We start from the raw sequence: 19,771 nt of genomic DNA, 5'->3' as shown, positions 1-19,771 counted from the left end.
AGTCACAAACAGGGAAATACAGGGCTGGCTGAGCGCCGCCATAATAAAAAAAACAGTGTACTGCTATTGCAGCGAATATGTAAGGCTAAACGACTTAGCGAAGATCATCTTCCTCTGAATCAGGGTATTTTTTCAGGATCGCTTCCAGCTTATCCACTTTGGATTTAAATACGTCTACCAACTTTGGTTCAAACTGCTTGCCAGACTCGCTCTCGATCAACTGAATGACCTTATTCAACGGCCAGGCAGATTTGTAACAACGGCGGTGGCGCAAAGCATCGTAAACATCAGCAATGGCTGCAATGCGGCCATAGATATGAATATCCTCTGCTTTTTTACCACCGGGATAACCGGTACCATCCCATTTTTCGTGGTGATCACGGGCAATAATGGCACCGGCCTGAATGATAGTACGCTTGGAGTTTTTCAGGATATCGTAGCCGATGGCAGCATGGGTTTTCATCACTTCCCATTCCCGTTCATCCAGCCGTTTCGGCTTGTTCAGAATGCCGTCAGGAATACCCACTTTGCCCACATCGTGCAGTGGTGATGCGAACATCAGCGTCTCGGCTTCATCGTCCGATAAGCCATAGGCTTTAGCCAACTCGTAGCAAATAAAAGCCACCCGTTTTACATGATTACCGGTTTCTATCGAGCGATGCTCCACGGCCTCACTTAGCCGATACACAATTTCCCGCTGTGTATCCTCTATCTCGTGCTGCAACTGCACATTCTCATAGGCAATTTGCACATTCTGTGAAAACAGCTCAATCAGTTTTTTCTGACTATCGGTGATCTGGCCAGGTAAGCCTGATACATAAAGCAAAGAGCCATGGGTAAACTTGCTGGTACAATAGGCCACCAGATAGTTTTCCTTGTACACAATGCTGCGACTTTTTAAAGCATCATAAAAAGCTTCCAGCAAAGTCTGGTCCAAAACTTTGGTCACCGGTTCGCCTTCGCGCTTTTCAAATTCCCCCATGCCGGCAAATACCACCAGGTGTTCCGGATCAGTATCTTCATCTGGATTGCTGGCCACCAGGGAGGACGTGACCAACAAGGCATCATCATTGCATCCAAGAATGGAAGTTAGCTGTTGCAACACTCCATCAATAAATTGTTCCATGGAATGAGCAGAAAAAAGGTCTGCCGAAGCATTAATAATTTTCTCCAGCCCCTGACGACTGTGATCGATGGCAAGAATATCCCGATAAGAGCGCAAACTGGACATGACTACGGTAAATAACTTTTGTGCTGTCAGTTCGGTTTTGGATTTGTAGTCATTGATATCGTAATTGACGATAACCTGACGTTCTGGTGCCTGACCTGGTTGCCCGGTGCGCAAAATAATACGCACATGAGTATTGATCAGCTCTTCACGGATATAGCGCGCGACCTGCAAACCTGCATCGTCGGTTTCCATCACTACATCCAGCAAAATAATGGCCGTATCCGGGTGCTGTTGTATCAGTACTTTGGCTTCTGCACCTGAATAGGCACTCAGAAACTCAAGATTTTTTCCCTGAAAACTAAAGTCACTCAGTGCTAACCTGGTGACAGCATGCACCTCAGACTCATCGTCCACAACCAATACTTTCCAGCAAGCATGGCTGCTGGGTTGTTCAGGCTGCTCTGGCTCCGGGACTTCATCGGCGAATAAAAAGTCATCGCTCATGCACAGATACTCTTTGGCTCATCAACCCTTAAGTTATATGTGTAGAATGGCAATTGGTCAAAGGTTAGTGCAAGGATAATGACTCAGAGCGGCCGCTGGCCAAAACTAATACGCCATTGACCACCATAATCTTTTTTCGATTGAACCTGAATAAAGCCCGCTTGTTGTAAGCGCTCACAGACAGCTTCGGCCTGCTGGTAGCCATGCTCCAGCAGCAACCAGCCACCAGGATGCAACTGCAACACACTGCCCGTAATAATCAGCTCGATATCAGCCAGTCCTTCTGCATCAGCAACCAATGCCGTTTTAGGTTCAAACCGCACATCGCCCTGCTGCAAGTGCGGGTCATCCGGCTCAATGTAGGGAGGATTACTCACAATCAGCTCATATCGTTGTGAGCTAACGGCTGAAAACCAGTTACTCAGTTGGAAATCACAATTTGCCAGCTGCAAAGCAGCTTTGTTGCGATTGGCACAGGCCACAGCCTCTGGCTGCATATCAACACCAGTGACTTGCCAGCCAGAACGCTCTTTGGCCAGTGCCAGCGCGATGGCCCCAGTGCCAGTGCCTAAATCCAGCACCTTGCTATCTGCCGGCAGTTGCAACTGCAGTGCGTGCTCTACCAAAATTTCAGTATCCGCACGTGGGATCAAAGTGGCGGGCGATACAGCCAGTTCAAAATCCCAGAAGTGCCATTGCTGCAGCACATAGGCCAATGGTGTGCCACTTTGCCGCTGCTGCAGAATAGCATCGAGCTGTTGCCACTGCTCTGCGCTCAACAGCTTAGCGGCATGGCTATATAAAAAGCTGTAATTGCATTGCAACACATGGCTTAAACAGTATTTAGCTTCCGCCTCCGCCTCATCCGTCACCTTGGTCAGCACCGTTTTGGCCAGCGTTAACCAACTGCCAATGCTGCATACTGAGCTGTTTGACATGATTTAGTTGTCTTCGGACATAGCAGCCAGCAAATCGGCCTGATGCTCTTGTTGAATCGGCTGCAGCACCAACTCCAGGCTACCTTCCATAATTTCACTGAGCCGGTACAGCGTCAGATTGATGCGATGATCGGTCAGACGGCCTTGGGGGAAGTTGTAGGTACGGATCCGCTCGGAGCGATCGCCGCTACCTACCAGCAAGCGACGGGTCGACTCTTCCGATAAACGGCGCTTTTCATCTTCCGCTGCCTGAATACGCGATTGCAGCATGCTCATGGCTTTGGCTCGATTTTTATGCTGCGAGCGCTCTTCCTGACACTCCACCACGATACCGGTTGGCAAGTGCGTTAAACGGATGGCCGAGTCGGTCCGGTTGACGTGCTGCCCTCCGGCACCGGAAGCCCGAAAAGTATCGACCCGTAAATCGGCTGGATTGATTTCTATCGCTTCACTTTCCGGGATTTCCGGCATCACCGCCACAGTACAAGCCGAAGTATGCACCCGGCCTTGCGACTCCGTCGCTGGTACCCGCTGCACCCGATGACCACCGGATTCAAACTTCATGGTACCGTAGACCCCTTCACCGGATAAATGCGCAATGATTTCTTTGTAACCACCATGCTCGCCTTCACTGGCACTCATGACTTCCAGCCGCCAGCCCCGACTCTCCGCAAAACGGCTGTACATGCGGAACAAATCCCCTGCAAAAATTGCTGCTTCATCGCCCCCCGCACCGGCACGGATCTCTAAAAAGCAGTTGTTGCTGTCGTTCGGATCTCTTGGCAGCATCAGAATTTGCAGCTCGGCTTGCAGTGCTTCCAGTTGTTGCTTTAACTCTTTGTACTCATCCTGGGCCATCTCCCGCACATCTGGATCGCTGTCTTGCTGCATCAATTCAGTTTCTGCCAGAGCCTGTTCAGTCTGTTGGTAATGCACAAAGGCTTTACTGACATCCTCCAACTGGCTGTATTCTTTTGACAGTTCGCGAAAACGCTCCTGATTGGCGATAATACTGGCATCACTGAGCAGCGCCTGCACTTCTTCGTACCGCTCTGTTAATGCTTCCAGTTTCGAATAGACCGATGCTTTCATGATGGGTTAACCCTTATAAACCCTGAACTGTATCAGAGATCAAGTAAAATATTGATAAGTGCGCGCGGCTGCACGCTTTCATCCTGCACCAGATGCCGGATGGCCTTGGTCGGACTGTGCATCAGCCGGTTGCTCAGACGGGTGGCCAGTTCTGCCATCACCTTCTCGGGTTCCTGGCCAGCTACCAGTTGATTCACAGCTTTCGCCAGCAACTCATTTTTTATCTGTTCACACTGCTGACGGTAATCGCGCACCCAGTCCACACTGCCTTGCAACAACAACCATTGCTGAAAATCTGTTACTCCCTGTGCAATCAGCTGTTCAGCTTGCTGGGCGGCCTGCTGCCTTGATTCCATATTTTGCGCAATAATGCTCTGTAAATCATCAACAGTATAGAGATAAGCATCATCCAGCTCTGCTACCTGCGCTTCAATGTCGCGAGGCACTGCCAAATCCACCAAAAACATCGGTTTGTGTTTACGGGCTTTCAAAGCTTGTTCAATCATGCCTTTACCGATAATTGGAAGGGTACTGGCCGTCGAGCTAATCACCACATCAGCCCGCCCCAGAACAGCAGGAACTTGCGATAAGGTCACCACTTCAGCCCCAAAAGCTTCAGCCAATGCCAAACCTCGCTCATAGGTCCGGTTGGCTACCGTCAGCCTGCTGGCCCCCTGCTCTTTTAAATGGCGGGCTACCAGCTCGATGGTTTCACCAGCGCCAATCAGTAGCACTGACACTTTATCCAACCGGCCAAAAATTTGTTTCGCCAGACTGACAGCAACAAAAGCAACCGATACCGCATTGGCACCAATCTCGGTTTCTGTGCGTACCTGCTTGGCGATAGCAAAGGTTTTTTGAAACAAGCGTTCAAACTGTGGGTTGATGGTGCCAGCCTGGCGCGACTGACTATACGCTTGCTTTACCTGGCCTAAAATCTGCGGCTCGCCTAATACCAGTGAATCAAGCCCGGATGCCACCCGCATCAGGTGTGTCGCCGCATCCTGCTGCTGGTAGAGATACAAATGAGGCTGCATGGTTTGGCTATCCAGTTGGTGAAATTCACTTAACCAGGCAATCACCTGTTCCGCTTGCTCGGTGGAACCGTTAAAATACACCTCAGTGCGATTGCAGGTCGACAGGATCACCGCATCGGTGACATTCGCCACGGTTGCCAGCTCACGCAGCGCCTGTGGCACCTGCTCAGGTGCAAAAGCCACTTGTTCACGCAGTGCCACTGGTGCTGTTTTGTGATTAATGCCTAATGCGTAAATGGCCATTCACCTGTAATAACCTTGATATTGAAGGGGCGAATTGTACGAAAAAGCCCAGATTAATAAAAGCTCAGACGAGGACTTTCGTGTGCCAAAAGCAGTAAAAATCCTGTTTTCCCTGTTATTGCTGACCTTCTTGCTTAGTGGTTGCAGCCTGAAGCCCCGGACCGATGGCCCCATTCTGACAGCCCAGCAGCGGCAGGATCGAATTGAACAGCTGCAGCACTTTGAGCTAACAGCCACCATGGGGATCCAAAGCCCGGCCGACAACGTCAGTGGCAGCCTGCTCTGGCAGCAGCAGGCTGACGACTATCGGGCCAGAATGAACAACTCCTTTGGTATCAGCATCTTCAGACTGGACAGCAGCGCTGGCAGCACCCGCCTGCAAGTCCGGGGCGAAGATTACCAGGCCAGCAACAGCAGCGAGCTGATGCTGGCGCTGACAGGCTGGAGCCTGCCACTGGACGAGATGTCGTTATGGCTGAAAGGTTTAGCTGGCGACCATGCCAGTGCCAAAGAGTACGATGAGCTGGGCCGCTTAATTGCGTTTACATTACAGGATCGCAGCGGTGATCACTGGCAGGTGCGCTATGAAAGCTTCTTCTCCGATAGCCTGGCCCTGCCCAGACGCATTGTGGTGCAATCGGATAATATTCGCATCCGCCTGCTGATCCGGAGCTGGCAGCTATGAATAACACTCTCAGCCTGCCCGCGGTAGCAAAACTGAATTTACTTTTGCACATCACCGGGCGCCGGGCCGATGGCTACCACGAGCTACAAAGTATTTTCCAGTTGCTGGATTATGGCGACACCCTGCACTTTTCAACCCTTCCCACGGCAGAACTCCGCTTAAGCTGCAATCAGGCTGAACTGGTGACGGATGACAATCTGGTGCTAAAAGCCGCGCGTTTGTTGCAGCGTACCACCGGTTGCACTCAGGGTGCAGCGATCCAACTGGAGAAACGATTGCCCATGGGCGGCGGTCTGGGGGGCGGCTCTTCCGATGCCGCCACCACCCTGCTGGCGCTGAACCAGCTGTGGCAACTGGGACTAAGCCGGCAACAACTGGCTGAGCTTGGTTTGCAACTGGGCGCCGATGTGCCTGTTTTTGTGCAGGGTTACACCGCTTTTGCCGAAGGTGTCGGCGAGCATTTGACGCCGATTGCACTGCCCGAGCGCTGGTATCTGGTGGCTACACCAAATTGCCATATTTCCACCAAAGAAATATTTCAACACCCTGATTTACCAAGAGACACAGCAAAAATCAGCCTGCAGCAGGTGCTGAAATCCGAGTGGCGTAACGACTGCGAGCCACTGGTCAGTCAGCTCTATCCGAATGTTGCATTAACCTTACAGTGGTTGTTAGAATACGCCCCAAGCCGCATGACAGGGACCGGAGCCAGTGTGTTCGCCGCGTTTTCTGATCGTATGCAAGCGGAAGCTGCTCTGCGCAATTTGCCCTCGTTCTGTCGGGGCTTTGTCGCCAGAGGGGTCAATGAGTCGCCAGTCCTGGCTGCTCTGGCCGCGTTTAGGTAATGCCGCATCATTACCATCAGGGCCCTGCTTGTGGCAGGGTCAAAACTGTTTAACCGGACTCCAACTGCCCTGAGGATCCTACCGTGCCCGATATGAAGGTTTTTGCTGGTAACGCCATACCAGAACTCGCAAGCAAAATTGCCAGCCGACTCTACATCAAATTAGGTGATGCCGATGTTGGCCGTTTCAGCGATGGCGAAGTCAGCGTGATGATCAATGAAAATGTCCGTGGCTCCGACGTTTTTATCATTCAGTCTACCTGTGCGCCAACCAACGACAACCTGATGGAACTCATCGTGATGGTGGATGCATTACGTCGTGCCTCCGCCGGCCGGATCACTGCGGTACTGCCCTACTTTGGTTATGCCCGCCAGGATCGTCGGGTTCGCTCTGCCCGGGTGCCTATTACCGCCAAAGTCGTGGCCGATTTCCTGTCCAGCGTCGGGGTGGATCGGGTACTGACCGTAGACCTGCATGCCGAGCAGATCCAGGGTTTCTTTGATGTGCCGGTCGATAACGTCTTTGCCAGCCCGGTGCTGCTGGAAGATATGCGCAAAAAAGATTTGCAATCACCTGTGGTGGTTTCACCGGATATCGGCGGTGTAGTCCGTGCCCGTGCGGTAGCTAAACTGCTGAACGATGCTGATTTAGCCATCATCGACAAACGCCGTCCAAAAGCCAATGTATCCCAGGTGATGCACATCATCGGTGATGTGAAGGATCGTGATTGTATTCTGGTCGACGATATGATCGATACCGGCGGCACCCTGTGCAAAGCCGCTGAAGCCTTAAAAGAGCAAGGCGCCAAGCGGGTCTTTGCCTATGCCACCCACCCGGTGTTCTCCGGCAATGCGCCACAAATCATTGCCAACTCTGTGATCGATGAGCTGATCGTGACCGACACCATTCCGCTGAGTGCTGAGATGAAAAAAGTCGCCAAAGTGCGCCAGCTGTCGCTGAGCGAAATGATGGCCGAGTGCATTCGCCGCATCAGCAACGAAGAATCCATTTCGTCGATGTTTGATTAAACGCATCTCGATGCTGTGACAGAAGGCACCTCAGGGTGCCTTTTTCATTGCACGCTGATCCTGCGGGTGGTATTATGTCGCGCCCCTTTCGGGGGTGAACGTCCCACAGTCTGGTCGCGGGCTGTGGAACCTTATGAATTATTGGAGTAAAGCCATGTCTGACGCAATTTATACATTAGATGCTGAAGTCCGGACTGACCTGGGGAAAGGTGCGAGCCGCCGCCTGCGTCACGAGGATAAAGTACCAGCCATCATTTACGGTGGTCACAAAGATGCTCTGTCAATCACTTTAGAGCACTCTAAGCTGTTGAAAGCACAAAGCTTTGAATCTTTCTACTCGCACATTCTGACCCTGAATGTCGGCAAAGAAAAGATCCAGGCCATCGTTAAAGATATGCAGCGTCACCCGTTCAAGCCAAAAATCATGCACGTCGATTTCCAACGTGTTGAAGCTGGCCATGAGCTGCACACTACTGTGCCTCTGCACTTCCTGAACGAAGAAGTCGCCATCAAGAAAGGCGGCGTGGTTGTTCACGGTGCCAACGAAGTTGAAATCAACGTGCTGCCAAAAGATCTGCCTGAGTTCATCGAGGTTGATCTGAGCAATGTTGAAATCGGTCAGACCATCCACTTATCTGATCTGGTTGCACCTAAAGGCGTTACCTTCACTCAGTTGACCAAAGGCGAAGGCCATGACCTGGCTGTCGTTTCTGTCAACAAACCTGCTGGTAAAGCAGTAGATGCTGACGAAGGTGAAGCAGCCGAATCTGCTGAGTAATGTCCCAGCCGATCCAGCTGATCGTGGGCCTGGGTAATCCAGGCCCCGAATACAGCCAGACCAGACACAATGCCGGCGCCTGGTTTGTAGAGCAACTGGCACGACAGGCTCAGACGTCGCTAAAACATGAGCCCAAATTCTTTGGTGATATAGCCCGTATTCCATTGGCTGGTCACGACATCAAGCTGCTTATCCCCACTACCTTTATGAACTTAAGCGGCAAAGCCGTGCAAGCCGTGGCGCAGTTTTATAAAATCCCTACCGAGCACATCTTAGTCGCGCACGATGAAATGGCGCTGGCACCAGGCGTTGCCCGTTTTAAGCTCGGTGGTGGCCATGCCGGTCACAATGGGTTAAAAGACACCACAGCACGGCTGGCCAATGACGCCAACTTTTTGCGTTTGCGGCTTGGCATTGGTCATCCGGGGGATAAACACAAAGTTACCGGCTATGTGCTTGGCAAAGCACCAGCCTGTGAGCAAACACTAATCGAAGCCAGTATTGATGAGGCACTGCGTTGCCTGCCAATACTGCTGAAGGATGGCCTGGTGAAAGCGCAAAGCCGTTTGCATAGTTTTCAGGCCAGCACCGCGTAACTGGCAGCATGTCGCTGCACAACGATAGGACACTGTCATGGGATTTAAATGTGGAATTGTCGGTTTACCGAATGTTGGTAAATCAACCTTGTTCAATGCACTGACCAAAGCCGGGATTGAAGCGGCCAACTTTCCGTTTTGTACCATTGAGCCCAATACCGGCGTGGTACCGGTACCGGATCAGCGCCTGAACCAGCTGGCCGACATCGTCAAGCCACAACGGGTGATCCCAACCACCATGGAATTTGTTGATATCGCCGGTCTGGTCAAAGGCGCTTCCAAAGGCGAAGGCCTTGGCAATAAATTCCTGGCCAATATCCGCGAAACCGATGCCATTGGTCATGTCGTGCGTTGTTTTGACGACGACAACATCATCCATGTTGCCGGCAAAGTCGACCCGGCCGATGACATTGATACCATCAATATGGAGCTGGTGCTGGCCGATATGGAAAGTGCCGAACGGGCTATGTTGCGGGTTGGCAAGAAAGCCAAGTCCGGTGACAAAGATGCTAAAGCTGAGCTTGAAGTACTGGCCAAAGTCAAGGCGCATCTGGAAGAAGGCTTAACCCTGCGCCAACTGGCACTGGAGCCGGAAGAGGTAGCGCTGGTAAGCTACATGAACTTCCTGACCATCAAGCCGACCATGTACATTGCCAATGTGACCGAAGATGGTTTTGAGAATAACCCCTACCTGGACATCGTGCGTAACATTGCCGCCAAAGAAGATGCCATCGTAGTGCCGGTATGCGCCGCTATTGAGTCCGAAATCGCCGAGCTTGACGACGACGAGCGAGCAGAATTTATGGCGGATCTTGGCCTGGAAGAACCTGGCCTGAACCGGGTGATCCGCGGCGGCTACTCGCTGCTAAGCCTGCAAACCTATTTCACTGCCGGTGTCAAAGAAGTGCGGGCCTGGACAGTTGCCATAGGTGCCAGTGCTCCGAAAGCTGCCGGCGTCATTCACACCGACTTTGAAAAAGGCTTTATCCGCGCCGAAGTGATTGGCTTTGACGACTTTATTGCCTGTAAGGGTGAAGCTGGTGCCAAAGAAGCTGGCAAGCTACGGGTTGAAGGCAAAAATTACATTGTCAAAGATGGCGATGTGATGCATTTCCTGTTTAATGTGTAATGAAGTCAGTAAGGCCGTCAGAAAGTTCTTGGCGCTGGCGGCTGCTTCTTGTTGCATTGTTACCTTAAAGACAAATGATGAAGCATAAATTCTCTTGTATTGTCCTGTTCAGTTTATCCTTGTCGCATCCGACAGTATTGGCAAACCATTGCATTCAAATACTGTCAAAAGTTCAAGAGCACAGCCGCACTCTTAGCTTGCGCCAGTTTACCGAAACACCTGGTGAAGGATGGACAGTATTGGCATACAAAGGCTGCTATAGAGAAGCTTCAACCCTTATTGCAGATTATGCCGAGCATAACGGTTGGACTGTTAATCTTCAGTGGCATCAGTTGCAAATGCTTGCGTTAGCAGGCAATTATACAAGTGCTATTTTAATTGGTGAGCAAATTTTAGCAGCAGAACCAACCACAGCAGCCAACAACCCCTTCCTGTTTCAAGAGTTTGTGGCAGGCACCGTGGCCTTTTTGAAAAACGACGAAGCTGAGCTGCATTACTACCGGGATAAGCTTGCTGCTGGAAAGGACTTTAAGCCAAACGCAATAAACTTAAAAGTATTGGAAAGCTTGGCCGAAGATTTAACCCGAACTTATTACGAAGCCTACGCGGCCGAAAGACAAAAAATTAATGCATCTGGTGAGTAGCGCTGTACTTTTGCATTTTAATCACACAGCTTGCGTATAAAAGCAGCAAACGGACTTGAGCAGCCGGCATAAATTGCAAAAAACGGTTGACGCTGCCAAAGCAGATACGGATAATACGCGCCACTTGCTGAAGACAAGTTAACGTGGCTACATAGCTCAGCTGGTTAGAGCACAGCACTCATAATGCTGGGGTCGCAGGTTCGATTCCCGCTGTAGCCACCACTTTTTCTTCAGGTACATATCGCGGAAGTGGCGGAATTGGTAGACGCACTGGATTTAGGTTCCAGCGCCGCAAGGTGTGAGAGTTCGAGTCTCTCCTTCCGCACCATATGTACCAGGCAAGGAGAGACACTGCAGGGGTGTAGCCAAGCGGTAAGGCAGCGGGTTTTGATCCCGCCATGCCCAGGTTCGAATCCTGGCACCCCTGCCATTTCTCTTTCTTCGGTTGTAAATCCTTGTTAGGGGTGTAGCCAAGCGGTAAGGCAGCGGGTTTTGATCCCGCCATGCCCAGGTTCGAATCCTGGCACCCCTGCCATTCTCAGCAGCAAATCATCACCGAATTTCAATCTCATTGTATGTACCCCGCTTAGCCTGTGGCATAACGGGTTACCAGCTTTTTCAGCAAGTTACTTCGCCCGGCCAGCGCCAAACCCAACTGACGTAGCTGCCTGACCAGTGGCGACCGACTGCCAAAGCCCTGATAGAGTGCATCCATGCCGCTCATCATCAACCAGTTTTGCGGCTGACGTTGCTGCTGATAGCGTGCCAGCAGCGCTTGCGGCTGCTCGAGCGCAGCCACACCTGCTTGCTGCAACAACTGACACAATAAAGCCGCATCGGCAAAGCCAAGGTTCACCCCCTGCCCTGCCATCGGATGAATGGCATGCGCTGCATCCCCCACCAGCACCAGCCGTTGCTGATAGTAGGATAACGCATGCAAGCGTTGCAGCGGGAACCAGGTCGCCCTTTGCACTTCAATGTTCCCCAGTTGCGCAGGAAAAGCGGCCATCATGGCCTGACTAAGGGCTGCCGGCGACAGCCCAGCCAACTGCTGCACCTTAGGCAAGTGGTCGTACCAAACCAAGGATCCTTGCTGGCCCGGTAGCGGTAAGAAAGCTTTGGGGCCAGTTTCAGTAAATTGTTGCCAGGTCACATCCTGCTGCGGCAGCTCAGTCACCACATGGGCAACCAGGCAACCCTGCGCGTAACGCCAGCCGCGGGTGCCAATGCCAGCCAGCTGACGCAGTGCCGAACGGGCGCCATCGGCCGCAATGACCAAACGGCTGTGCAGACAGTCGCCATTATCCAACGTCAGCTGTGCGCTGTCAGCGTCCTGCTGCAAAGCTATCACCCTGGCCGGGCAAAACAGCTGTAAGCTTTGTGGGAATTGCTGCCAGCACGCAAGTTGCAGCAGGCGGTTTTCGACAATATGCCCAAGTTCGCTCTGGTTGATGCTGGCTGCGTGAAACTCCACACTCTGCTCTGGCCGCTCAAAGGCCTGCAAACGCCGATACGGACAGAACCGCATCGCAGCAACCGCCTGCCAGGCACCGGATTGCTCCAACCACTGCTGGCTGCGCTGGCTGATGGCCGATACCCGTAAATCTGCCGGTTGGTTGGCGTCATAGGGCTCTGGCTGCTGCGCTTCTACCAGCGCGACTTGCCAGCCCTGCTGCGCCATATATGCCGCAATACTGGCACCAACCATGCCACCACCAACCACCGTCAGATCAAACATCTTTCGCCCTCTGCATTTTTCAACCGGATCATTGTACGCTAAAATGGTGGTTCTGTGCTGCTTCGGCAGACGATAGAAGTCACGATGCCATGCCTGATCAAAATGGGTCAGACAGAATTCAACATCTGCCACGAAAAGCAGTTGACGGCTGTTGAAAAATACGGCATTTTGCGCGCCTTTATTCAAGGGTTCTCCGACATAGCTTCGGGGGCTCAGGCTTACTCTAACGGAGAAGTTAAATGCGAAATGTAACGGTTGCTGCCACCCAGATGATCGGTGGTTGGAATGTCGATGAAAACATTGCCCGTGGTGAGAAACTGGTTCGTCAGGCCGCGGCTCAGGGCGCACAAATTATCCTGCTGCAAGAGCTGTTCGAACGCAATTACTTCTGCCAGAAACAAAAAGAGCAGTACCTGGACTTTGCCACCACAGTAGAAGAAAACCCGGCCATTCGCCACTTTCAAGCCATTGCCAAAGAGCTGGCGGTGGTGTTGCCCATCAGCTTCTACGAGAAAGCCGGCAACTGCTTCTACAACAGCATCGCTGTATTGGATGCCGATGGCAGCCTGCTGGGTGTGTACCGTAAAAGCCATATTCCAGATGGGCCTGGTTACTCCGAGAAGTTCTATTTCACGCCGGGCGACAGCGGTTTTAAAGTGTGGCAAACCCGTTATGCCAAAATCGGCATTGGCATCTGCTGGGATCAATGGTTCCCGGAGTGTGCCCGCAGCATGGCCTTAATGGGCGCAGAGCTGCTGTTCTACCCAACCGCCATTGGCAGTGAGCCACACGATGCCAGCGTGAACTCACGCGATCACTGGCAGCGTACCCAGCAAGGGCATGCCGCTGCCAACCTGGTACCACTGATTGCCTCCAACCGCATTGGCGTGGAAACCGAAGATGACTTCGCCATCACCTTCTACGGCAGCTCTTTTATTGCCAATGAGTACGGTGCCAAGGTGCAGGAAGCCGATGAAAACAGCGAAGCTGTGCTGGTACACACCTTTGATTTGGATGAAGTGGCGCAAAACCGGCGCGGCTGGGGTGTGTTCCGTGACCGCCGTATCGATTTGTACCAGCCGCTGCTGACCAAAGATGGTTTCACCCAACAAGGTGGCAACTAAGTTGGCGCGCACACTAAGCACAACTCCTCGGCAGGATGGCTTTTACATGCCTGCCGAGTGGCAACCGCATCGCCAGACCTGGATGGTATGGCCAGAGCGAACCGACAACTGGCGCTTGGGTGCCAAGCCTGCTCAGGCCGCTTTTACCCGAGTGATCCAGGCCATAGCCCGCTTTGAACCGGTCACCGTTGGGGTATCGGCCAATCAGTACGGCAATGCGTTGGCCCAGCTGCACAGCAGCCCGGAGCTGGCAGAGCGGATCCGGGTGATTGAGCTCTCCAGCAACGATGCCTGGTGCCGGGATACCGGTCCCAGCTTTGTGGTCAATGGCAAAGGCGAGGTGCGGGGCATTGACTGGACATTCAACGCTTGGGGCGGCCTGAATGGCGGCTTGTATTTCCCCTGGCATCTGGACGATCAGGTCGCCAGCAAGGTGCTCAGTGTCGAACAGCAACTGCGTTATCGCACCGAAGGCTTTGTGCTGGAAGGTGGCGGCATTCATGTGGACGGCGAAGGCACTGTGCTCACCACCGAAGAGTGTTTACTCAACCCTAATCGCAACCCGCATTTAAGCCGGGCGCAGATCGAACAGATGCTGAATGATTATCTTGGCACCAGCAAGGTGATCTGGCTGCAGCAAGGTATTTACCTGGATGAGACCGATGGCCATATCGACAACATGGCTTGTTTCGTCAAACCTGGTGAAGTTTTGCTGGCCTGGACCGATGATGAAAGCGATCCGCAGTACGCCCGCTCTAAGGCAGCACTTGAAGTGCTGGAGCAAAGCACCGATGCCCAAGGCCGTGCTATTAAAGTGCACAAGCTGCCATTGCCAGCCCCCATTATTGCGGAGCCGGAAGAGTATGCCAGTGTCGACTCGGTACTGCATACTATACCGCGCGAAGCCCATGCCCGGCTGGCCGGCTCTTACATCAATTTTTACCTCTGCAATGGCGGCCTGATTATGCCGGCTTTTGACGATCCGAATGACGAAGTTGCTGCAGCCATTCTGCGCGGCCTGTTCCCGGAACGCGAAGTGGTGTTGGTACCTGGGCGGGAAATTCTGCTTGGCGGTGGCAATATTCACTGCATTACCCAGCAGCAGCCCGCCTGATACCCAAGTCGTTTTTTCTGTAAAACAGAGCGTAACCCTACCACAGTGGTTCTTTAATCGGGACCACTGTGCGCCTTGCTTTACAAAGACGTCTAAACATCTTTACTACTACACAAATAAATTGCTATAGACCAATTATTCCTTAGCTCATAGCAAAGCATTCTAAAGTTTTATTTGCCTATTTTTTGCACCGCTGTTCATTATTTAAGCGCTCCGATTCAAATGAGCACATTAAATAACAATAAAACAGAGGAACATCCAATGACCTTAAAACACCAGCTGACCATAGCTGGAATTGCAGCCAGTCTTGCTTTTGCTGCTCTTCCTGCCTGGTCACAAGCCAGTCTGCTCAGTGTTCCTGAGCACAAAACCATACCTAACCAATACATTGTGGTCTTAAAAGAACAAGAGTTGGCTTTATTCGGTGCTGATGCAGTCCATGTAAAAGCCCGAAGCTACAGCCAGTTAGCACAAGGCACTGTGAAAGCAGAGTTCAATCATGCGCTGAAAGGTTTTGTGATTGAAACAAATGACAGCGGTGTCAAAACATTGTTGCAACAAACATCAGTCGATTATATCGAGCCCGTTCAGCGTATATCGCTGTACAACCAGCAAAATAATGCGCCCTGGGGCTTGGATCGCCTGGATCAGCAAAACCTGCCTTTGAATGGTGTCTATCGTTATGATTTAACCGGTGCCGGTGTCAATGCCTATGTGATTGACACCGGCATCAACACCAGCCATACCCAGTTTCGTGGTCGTATTGGCCGGGTCGTAACTACCATCGGTAATAACCCGGAAGACTGCAATGGCCATGGTACCCATGTGGCCGGCAGCATTGGCGCAACAACTTATGGCGTGGCCAAACAAGTGACGCTCCACTCCGTGAAGGTGTTTGGCTGCAGCGGGGAAACCACTTCTACTGCGATTATTCAGGGCATTGACTGGGTAGCAGCCAACGCAGTTCGCCCAGCTGTCGCCAATATGAGCCTGGGTGGTGGGGCTTCGCCCGCCCTGGACCAAGCTACCAATCGTTTGATCCAACGCGGAGTCGCCACCGTGGTGGCGGCAGGCAACGACAATGCAAATGCTTGCAACTATTCACCCGCCAGAGTCTCAGCAGCGATGACAGTGGGTTCATCCACCCGCAACGACAGTCGTTCGAATTTTTCCAACTGGGGCAGCTGTGTCAATATCTTTGCACCAGGCTCAGATATTATTGCGCCCTGGATTGGTGGTGCTAACGCCACCCGAACGATCAGCGGCACGTCTATGGCCAGTCCTCATGTAGCAGGAGCCGCAGCGCTTTACCTGCAACAAAACCCCAATGCCACACCAGCTCAGGTGGCGCAAGCAATCTACAGCAATGCCGCCACGGGCAAAATATCCAACCCTAATGGTACCGTAAACCGGCTACTTAACACCGAGTTTTTGCTGGGTGGCGGTGGTGGTAATCAACCACCAGTCGCCAGCTTTACCGTGAGTATTAATGGACTCTCCATCAGTCTGCAGGATACTTCCACCGATGATCAAGGCGTGGTTAGTTGGCAGTGGGATTTTGGCGATGGCAACAGCTCCAGCCAGCAAAATCCGATGCATAGCTATGCCCAAGGCGGTAGTTACAGCATCAGTCTGACCGTGGCCGATCAACAGGGCTTACAGAGCACAGCCCGCAGAACCATTACGGTCAGTGGCGGCGGTGGCGGTGGCTGCGATGGTTTAGCCCCCTGGTCCGCAACCACATCGTATCAGGCAGGTCAGCAGGTCAGCTACAATGGACGTCGTTATGAAGCCACCTGGTGGTCGACCGGTGCCCGTCCGGATCTGTTCAGCAACGTCTGGCGTGATCTGGGCCCATGCAGCGGCGGTGGCGGTAATCAACCTCCGGTTGCCGACTTCAGCTTCCAAAGCAATGGCCTGACGGTGCAGTTTAGCGATCAGAGTACCGATGACCAAGGTGTTGTCAGCTGGGAATGGAGCTTTGGCGATGGGAGCCGTTCTGTCCAACAACACCCGGTACACAGCTACAGTCAGGCTGGCAGCTATCAGGTGCAGTTAACGGTGGCAGATGCGGATGGCGCCAGCCATAGCACCAGCAAAACGGTGACCGTCAGCAATCAGGGCGGAGGCTGCTCCGGCTTACCGGCCTGGCAAGCCAGTGCTGTCTATACCGCCGGCGATCAAGTACAGCATAATGGCCAACGCTATCGTGCCAACTGGTGGACTCAAAACCAGAACCCAAGCCAGTATTCAGGGCAATGGGCAGTCTGGACCCATCAGGGGGCTTGTCAATAACACCTCACAAGGGGAAGCCTGGCTTCCCCTTGCTGCCTTATCAGACGTAGCTTCAATCAAGATTTAACACCACACTTTTGCTATTCCATTAATGCATACTACTATTGATTAGCGGTCAAATGATGACCACTTAGGAGAGACTAGCATGCACTATTGTTTTAACCTTAAAGCAGCAGCTTTGCTCAGCATTACCGCCACCTTAGCATTAGGATGTGGCTCAAGTGATCCTGCTCCCGATTTAAATGTGGTATCCGCTCTATCTGTAAAAGAACGGCGCTCAATCGAGATTACCGGCTCTGTTTCAGATAGGAATAGCTTCACCTTGGAGTGGACTCAAACCTCAGGGCCTGTCTTAGAGTTAAGCAGTACCTCGGTGATCAATCCCACTCTGACCGCTCCATCCGTTGACAGTGATCAAACTGCCGTTTTACAGGTCACCGCAACCAACACCAAAGGTAAAACGAGTTCTGCGACCGTTACCGTTAGCATTGTTAATAACACCGCGCCTGAAATATCTGCTGACTTTGCCCCCATTCCAGAAAAACTCCAGGCCAGTTTACAGGCAACAATCACCGATGATGGAACCGTCAGTTCCATTGCCTGGGAGCAAATAGCAGGCCCTGCTGTTGAGCTGGAAGGTACCACAACCGAGGTTATTACTTTTACTGCGCCCGCAGTCACCGAGTTGACCCAATTGACCTTTCGAATCACAGCCACTGATGATGATAATGAAAGCAGCCAGGTCACGGCTCATGTCGATGTTGAACCCAATTTGCTGGCCTTCACGATTTCAGGCAAAGTCGTTGGTTTGGGGTTTGCAGAAAGCCAGGTGACAGCATCTGTTAACGGTGTTGATTATACTTCTCAAGCTGATGAAGCCGGTGCTTTTGAGCTTGAAGTACTGGTAGATGATGATTTACTCAACAGTGTTGCGGTAGTTACCGCCCTAGGAGAAAATGAACGACTCTCCTACAAAGCCTTTGTATCCGGGTTCAGGTTGGAAGAAGTCGTGGTCGCTCAACTTCAAACCGCATCGTTGGGAAACACAGCCCCACAACCTATTACCTTAACTGTCTCTCCAGTTTCAACAGCACTGTATTCGCTGATAGTTGCCGAAAACAATGGTGTAATCCCAGCAGCCCTTGAGCAGCTGGTGTTTGTTGAAAAGTCAATTGATCCACAAGCATTGATTGAAGCAGCAGCTATTGCCAAGATACTGACGGAAAACCCTGACATCGAGTTACCCGAGGGGATCAACTCAATTTCCGAACTTTTAGCAAATACCGCAAGTTATAATCAGCTGCTGGAAGAGGTCAATACCAACAACCCCGGGCTGGTTGCTGAGTCCATTCTAAGCATTAGTGAGGATGCTGAGCTAATAGAGCCAATCGAAGTCGTTTCGCTATCGCCAATTTACTTTCAAACGATGAGTGCAGCCACTGGCTTTGTTCCAAGAAGTGGTGAGCGCTGGCAGTTTAACTCTGACGGTACAGGCAATCGCGCTACCGCTTTTCAAAATGCAACGTTCAATTGGAGCCTGGTGAATGGAGATGTGGTAGTGAACTACACTGAGCTACTGAAATCTACTGCTTTTCCAGCCCCCCGCGTTGGGCTTGCGGGTCTGACTCAAAGTGATATCGACAAATTGACGGATAGTAATATTTTCCAAATAGAAGTCACTTATACCACGACAGAGTCAAGGTTAACACGCCTGATAGGTGGTGCTTTGATCGATACCTTTAGAGTTCGGGATAAAACCACAGCCCAAATGGTACCGATTCTAACACCTCAAGGTACGGTTGATCCGGTAGGTGAATTACAAGAGTTAACCACCACCAGAAACTTGAGAAAAGCTATTAGTGAAGCAGCTACACCATTTAGCAATCAACTGGTTGTTGGTACCTGGTCTTTACTCAACTATTACGCCGAACCCTTTTTCAATGGCCCCTTAAAAGGGTTTTATCTCGATCGAATGACATTTAATGCCGATGGAAGCGGGCTGGGATTAGACACAGAATTTACCTTCGAGTGGTCTATCGAGTCCACCGTGTTAACCATCAACTTTGCGGATGGAAGCAAGCTGGAAAAGCAGATCCTGGATCAAAGCAACAACGACTTCTCCGTCTTTACCTCTGCATTTGGAACCGATGGTAAATTAATCGGTTCAAGAGCAGAGTACGGCTTTAAAATTGACGAAGCAACCAGCATTGCTGATGGAAGCTTTGTTAACCCAGTTGGCAAATACTGGCAAACGACAGTCAACCAATGGACACCTCCAAACTGGCAGGACGGTAAGTTAGCTTTTTGCACGGGAAATGATGCCAAGGATGGCGCATGCCAAAATGGTGTGAACTACTTTGGCTGGCAATTTAATGCTGGAGCCGACGGTTTCAACGTGGCCTCATTTGATGGGATACCTCCGAACTTTTCACCCAGCTTTTCAGATAGTCTTCACAAACTATCTTGGAGTATCAGTAGCGGCAAGCTAAGCTTCGAGTTTCTCGACTGCGATGATGACGATACTGCAGCCTGTAGAATACGTGAATGGCGACTCCTTAAAACAGAGAATGGTATACTGGGTCGGCGCTTTTATGTCGGAGAACGCCAATACTGGCGCTTTAGTGCGGACGAAGAGTTTAAAGTGCAAATTGGGCTTCGGATCAATATCTATGAAGAGTTAGCCTATGAGTACTGGAACCCAATGGAGTCTCAGTCTGTTAGCAGCAGAGGCTTGAATAGTGGGCTACGCGCGTTATCAAGAAGGATTCTGTTTGACAATCAAACACAAACCACCGCGTTTTAATTGGTGA

General features: G+C 51.6%; 16 protein-coding genes and 4 tRNA genes. 15 read left to right on the top strand and 5 right to left on the bottom strand.

The window, feature by feature from the left end:
* Positions 1 to 94 precede the first annotated feature (94 nt).
* The 4 genes from ABC502_RS16975 to hemA all read right to left on the bottom strand — a co-directional run bounded on the left by ABC502_RS16975 (position 95) and on the right by hemA (position 4,985).
* On the bottom strand, positions 95 to 1,675 hold the full coding sequence (locus ABC502_RS16975) for a DUF3369 domain-containing protein (protein WP_330088658.1): 1,581 nt from the start codon (positions 1,673 to 1,675) through the stop codon (positions 95 to 97).
* An 83-nt stretch (positions 1,676 to 1,758) separates the two neighbouring features.
* Positions 1,759 to 2,613, bottom strand: a complete 855-nt coding sequence (gene prmC / locus ABC502_RS16970) for a peptide chain release factor N(5)-glutamine methyltransferase (protein WP_345916737.1) — start codon at positions 2,611 to 2,613, stop codon at positions 1,759 to 1,761.
* 3 nt (positions 2,614 to 2,616) lie between these two features.
* On the bottom strand, positions 2,617 to 3,705 hold the full coding sequence (gene prfA, locus ABC502_RS16965; RefSeq protein ID WP_330088656.1) for a peptide chain release factor 1: 1,089 nt from the start codon (positions 3,703 to 3,705) through the stop codon (positions 2,617 to 2,619).
* Positions 3,706 to 3,737: 32 nt separating this feature from the next.
* Positions 3,738 to 4,985: a glutamyl-tRNA reductase gene (gene hemA / locus ABC502_RS16960; RefSeq protein WP_330088655.1), complete on the bottom strand. Its 1,248-nt coding sequence runs from the start codon at positions 4,983 to 4,985 to the stop codon at positions 3,738 to 3,740.
* Positions 4,986 to 5,067: 82 nt separating this feature from the next.
* Between hemA and lolB the strand changes: the two genes are divergently transcribed.
* The 11 genes from lolB (at position 5,068) to ABC502_RS16905 (ending at position 11,225) form a co-directional block, all read left to right on the top strand.
* Positions 5,068 to 5,670: a lipoprotein insertase outer membrane protein LolB gene (lolB, locus tag ABC502_RS16955; RefSeq protein WP_345916736.1), complete on the top strand. Its 603-nt coding sequence runs from the start codon at positions 5,068 to 5,070 to the stop codon at positions 5,668 to 5,670.
* A complete protein-coding gene (ispE, locus tag ABC502_RS16950) occupies positions 5,667 to 6,515 on the top strand; it encodes a 4-(cytidine 5'-diphospho)-2-C-methyl-D-erythritol kinase (RefSeq protein ID WP_345916735.1) in 849 nt (282 codons plus the stop codon). The genes lolB and ispE overlap by 4 nt, the downstream gene beginning before the upstream one ends.
* Before the next feature lie 83 nt (positions 6,516 to 6,598).
* Complete coding sequence (locus ABC502_RS16945) at positions 6,599 to 7,543, top strand: ribose-phosphate pyrophosphokinase (protein ID WP_330088652.1); 945 nt, start codon at positions 6,599 to 6,601, stop codon at positions 7,541 to 7,543.
* 154 nt (positions 7,544 to 7,697) lie between these two features.
* Positions 7,698 to 8,321, top strand: coding sequence for a 50S ribosomal protein L25/general stress protein Ctc (locus tag ABC502_RS16940; protein WP_330088651.1), 624 nt, complete (start codon positions 7,698 to 7,700; stop codon positions 8,319 to 8,321).
* Entirely contained in the window at positions 8,321 to 8,917 is a 597-nt protein-coding gene (gene pth, locus ABC502_RS16935) for an aminoacyl-tRNA hydrolase (protein ID WP_345916734.1), read from the top strand. The genes ABC502_RS16940 and pth overlap by 1 nt, the downstream gene beginning before the upstream one ends.
* 37 nt (positions 8,918 to 8,954) lie before the next feature.
* Entirely contained in the window at positions 8,955 to 10,046 is a 1,092-nt protein-coding gene (gene ychF / locus ABC502_RS16930) for a redox-regulated ATPase YchF (protein WP_330088649.1), read from the top strand.
* 77 nt (positions 10,047 to 10,123) lie between these two features.
* Positions 10,124 to 10,690, top strand: coding sequence for a hypothetical protein (locus tag ABC502_RS16925; RefSeq protein WP_345916733.1), 567 nt, complete (start codon positions 10,124 to 10,126; stop codon positions 10,688 to 10,690).
* 145 nt (positions 10,691 to 10,835) lie between these two features.
* Positions 10,836 to 10,912 (top strand) — tRNA-Met (locus ABC502_RS16920).
* A gap of 21 nt (positions 10,913 to 10,933) precedes the next feature.
* Positions 10,934 to 11,018: transfer RNA gene (locus ABC502_RS16915), tRNA-Leu, on the top strand.
* A 27-nt stretch (positions 11,019 to 11,045) separates the two neighbouring features.
* Positions 11,046 to 11,120: transfer RNA gene (locus tag ABC502_RS16910), tRNA-Gln, on the top strand.
* A 30-nt stretch (positions 11,121 to 11,150) separates the two neighbouring features.
* A tRNA-Gln gene (locus ABC502_RS16905) sits at positions 11,151 to 11,225 on the top strand.
* Positions 11,226 to 11,276: 51 nt separating this feature from the next.
* Here the strand turns inward: ABC502_RS16905 and ABC502_RS16900 are convergent.
* On the bottom strand, positions 11,277 to 12,614 hold the full coding sequence (locus ABC502_RS16900; protein WP_345916732.1) for an FAD-dependent oxidoreductase: 1,338 nt from the start codon (positions 12,612 to 12,614) through the stop codon (positions 11,277 to 11,279).
* Positions 12,615 to 12,667: 53 nt separating this feature from the next.
* Here ABC502_RS16900 and aguB point away from each other — a divergent pair, with 53 nt between their 5' ends.
* The 4 genes from aguB to ABC502_RS16880 all read left to right on the top strand — a co-directional run bounded on the left by aguB (position 12,668) and on the right by ABC502_RS16880 (position 19,764).
* Positions 12,668 to 13,552, top strand: coding sequence for an N-carbamoylputrescine amidase (gene aguB, locus ABC502_RS16895; RefSeq protein WP_345916731.1), 885 nt, complete (start codon positions 12,668 to 12,670; stop codon positions 13,550 to 13,552).
* Entirely contained in the window at positions 13,524 to 14,666 is a 1,143-nt protein-coding gene (gene aguA, locus ABC502_RS16890) for an agmatine deiminase (protein WP_345916730.1), read from the top strand. The genes aguB and aguA overlap by 29 nt, the downstream gene beginning before the upstream one ends.
* A gap of 261 nt (positions 14,667 to 14,927) precedes the next feature.
* Complete coding sequence (locus ABC502_RS16885) at positions 14,928 to 16,961, top strand: S8 family serine peptidase (protein WP_345916729.1); 2,034 nt, start codon at positions 14,928 to 14,930, stop codon at positions 16,959 to 16,961.
* A 145-nt stretch (positions 16,962 to 17,106) separates the two neighbouring features.
* A complete protein-coding gene (locus ABC502_RS16880; protein ID WP_345916728.1) occupies positions 17,107 to 19,764 on the top strand; it encodes a hypothetical protein in 2,658 nt (885 codons plus the stop codon).
* Positions 19,765 to 19,771: the final 7 nt, after the last annotated feature.

It is taken from the genome of Alkalimonas sp. NCh-2 (genome assembly GCF_039631345.1).
Taxonomy (GTDB): Bacteria; Pseudomonadota; Gammaproteobacteria; order Enterobacterales; family Alteromonadaceae; genus Alkalimonas; species Alkalimonas mucilaginosa.
This window is presented reverse-complemented; position numbering and strand designations above follow the sequence as displayed.

Coding starts and splice junctions, on each gene's coding strand:
- aguB (WP_345916731.1), top strand. CDS start 12,668: ATGCGAAATGTAACGGTTGCTGCCACCCAGATGATCGGTGGTTGGAAT.
- ABC502_RS16940 (WP_330088651.1), top strand. CDS start 7,698: ATGTCTGACGCAATTTATACATTAGATGCTGAAGTCCGGACTGACCTG.
- pth (WP_345916734.1), top strand. CDS start 8,321: ATGTCCCAGCCGATCCAGCTGATCGTGGGCCTGGGTAATCCAGGCCCC.
- ABC502_RS16885 (WP_345916729.1), top strand. CDS start 14,928: ATGACCTTAAAACACCAGCTGACCATAGCTGGAATTGCAGCCAGTCTT.
- prfA (WP_330088656.1), bottom strand. CDS start 3,705: ATGAAAGCATCGGTCTATTCGAAACTGGAAGCATTAACAGAGCGGTAC.
- aguA (WP_345916730.1), top strand. CDS start 13,524: ATGGTTTCACCCAACAAGGTGGCAACTAAGTTGGCGCGCACACTAAGC.
- ychF (WP_330088649.1), top strand. CDS start 8,955: ATGGGATTTAAATGTGGAATTGTCGGTTTACCGAATGTTGGTAAATCA.
- hemA (WP_330088655.1), bottom strand. CDS start 4,985: ATGGCCATTTACGCATTAGGCATTAATCACAAAACAGCACCAGTGGCA.
- ABC502_RS16975 (WP_330088658.1), bottom strand. CDS start 1,675: ATGAGCGATGACTTTTTATTCGCCGATGAAGTCCCGGAGCCAGAGCAG.
- ABC502_RS16925 (WP_345916733.1), top strand. CDS start 10,124: ATGAAGCATAAATTCTCTTGTATTGTCCTGTTCAGTTTATCCTTGTCG.
- ABC502_RS16880 (WP_345916728.1), top strand. CDS start 17,107: ATGCACTATTGTTTTAACCTTAAAGCAGCAGCTTTGCTCAGCATTACC.
- prmC (WP_345916737.1), bottom strand. CDS start 2,613: ATGTCAAACAGCTCAGTATGCAGCATTGGCAGTTGGTTAACGCTGGCC.
- ispE (WP_345916735.1), top strand. CDS start 5,667: ATGAATAACACTCTCAGCCTGCCCGCGGTAGCAAAACTGAATTTACTT.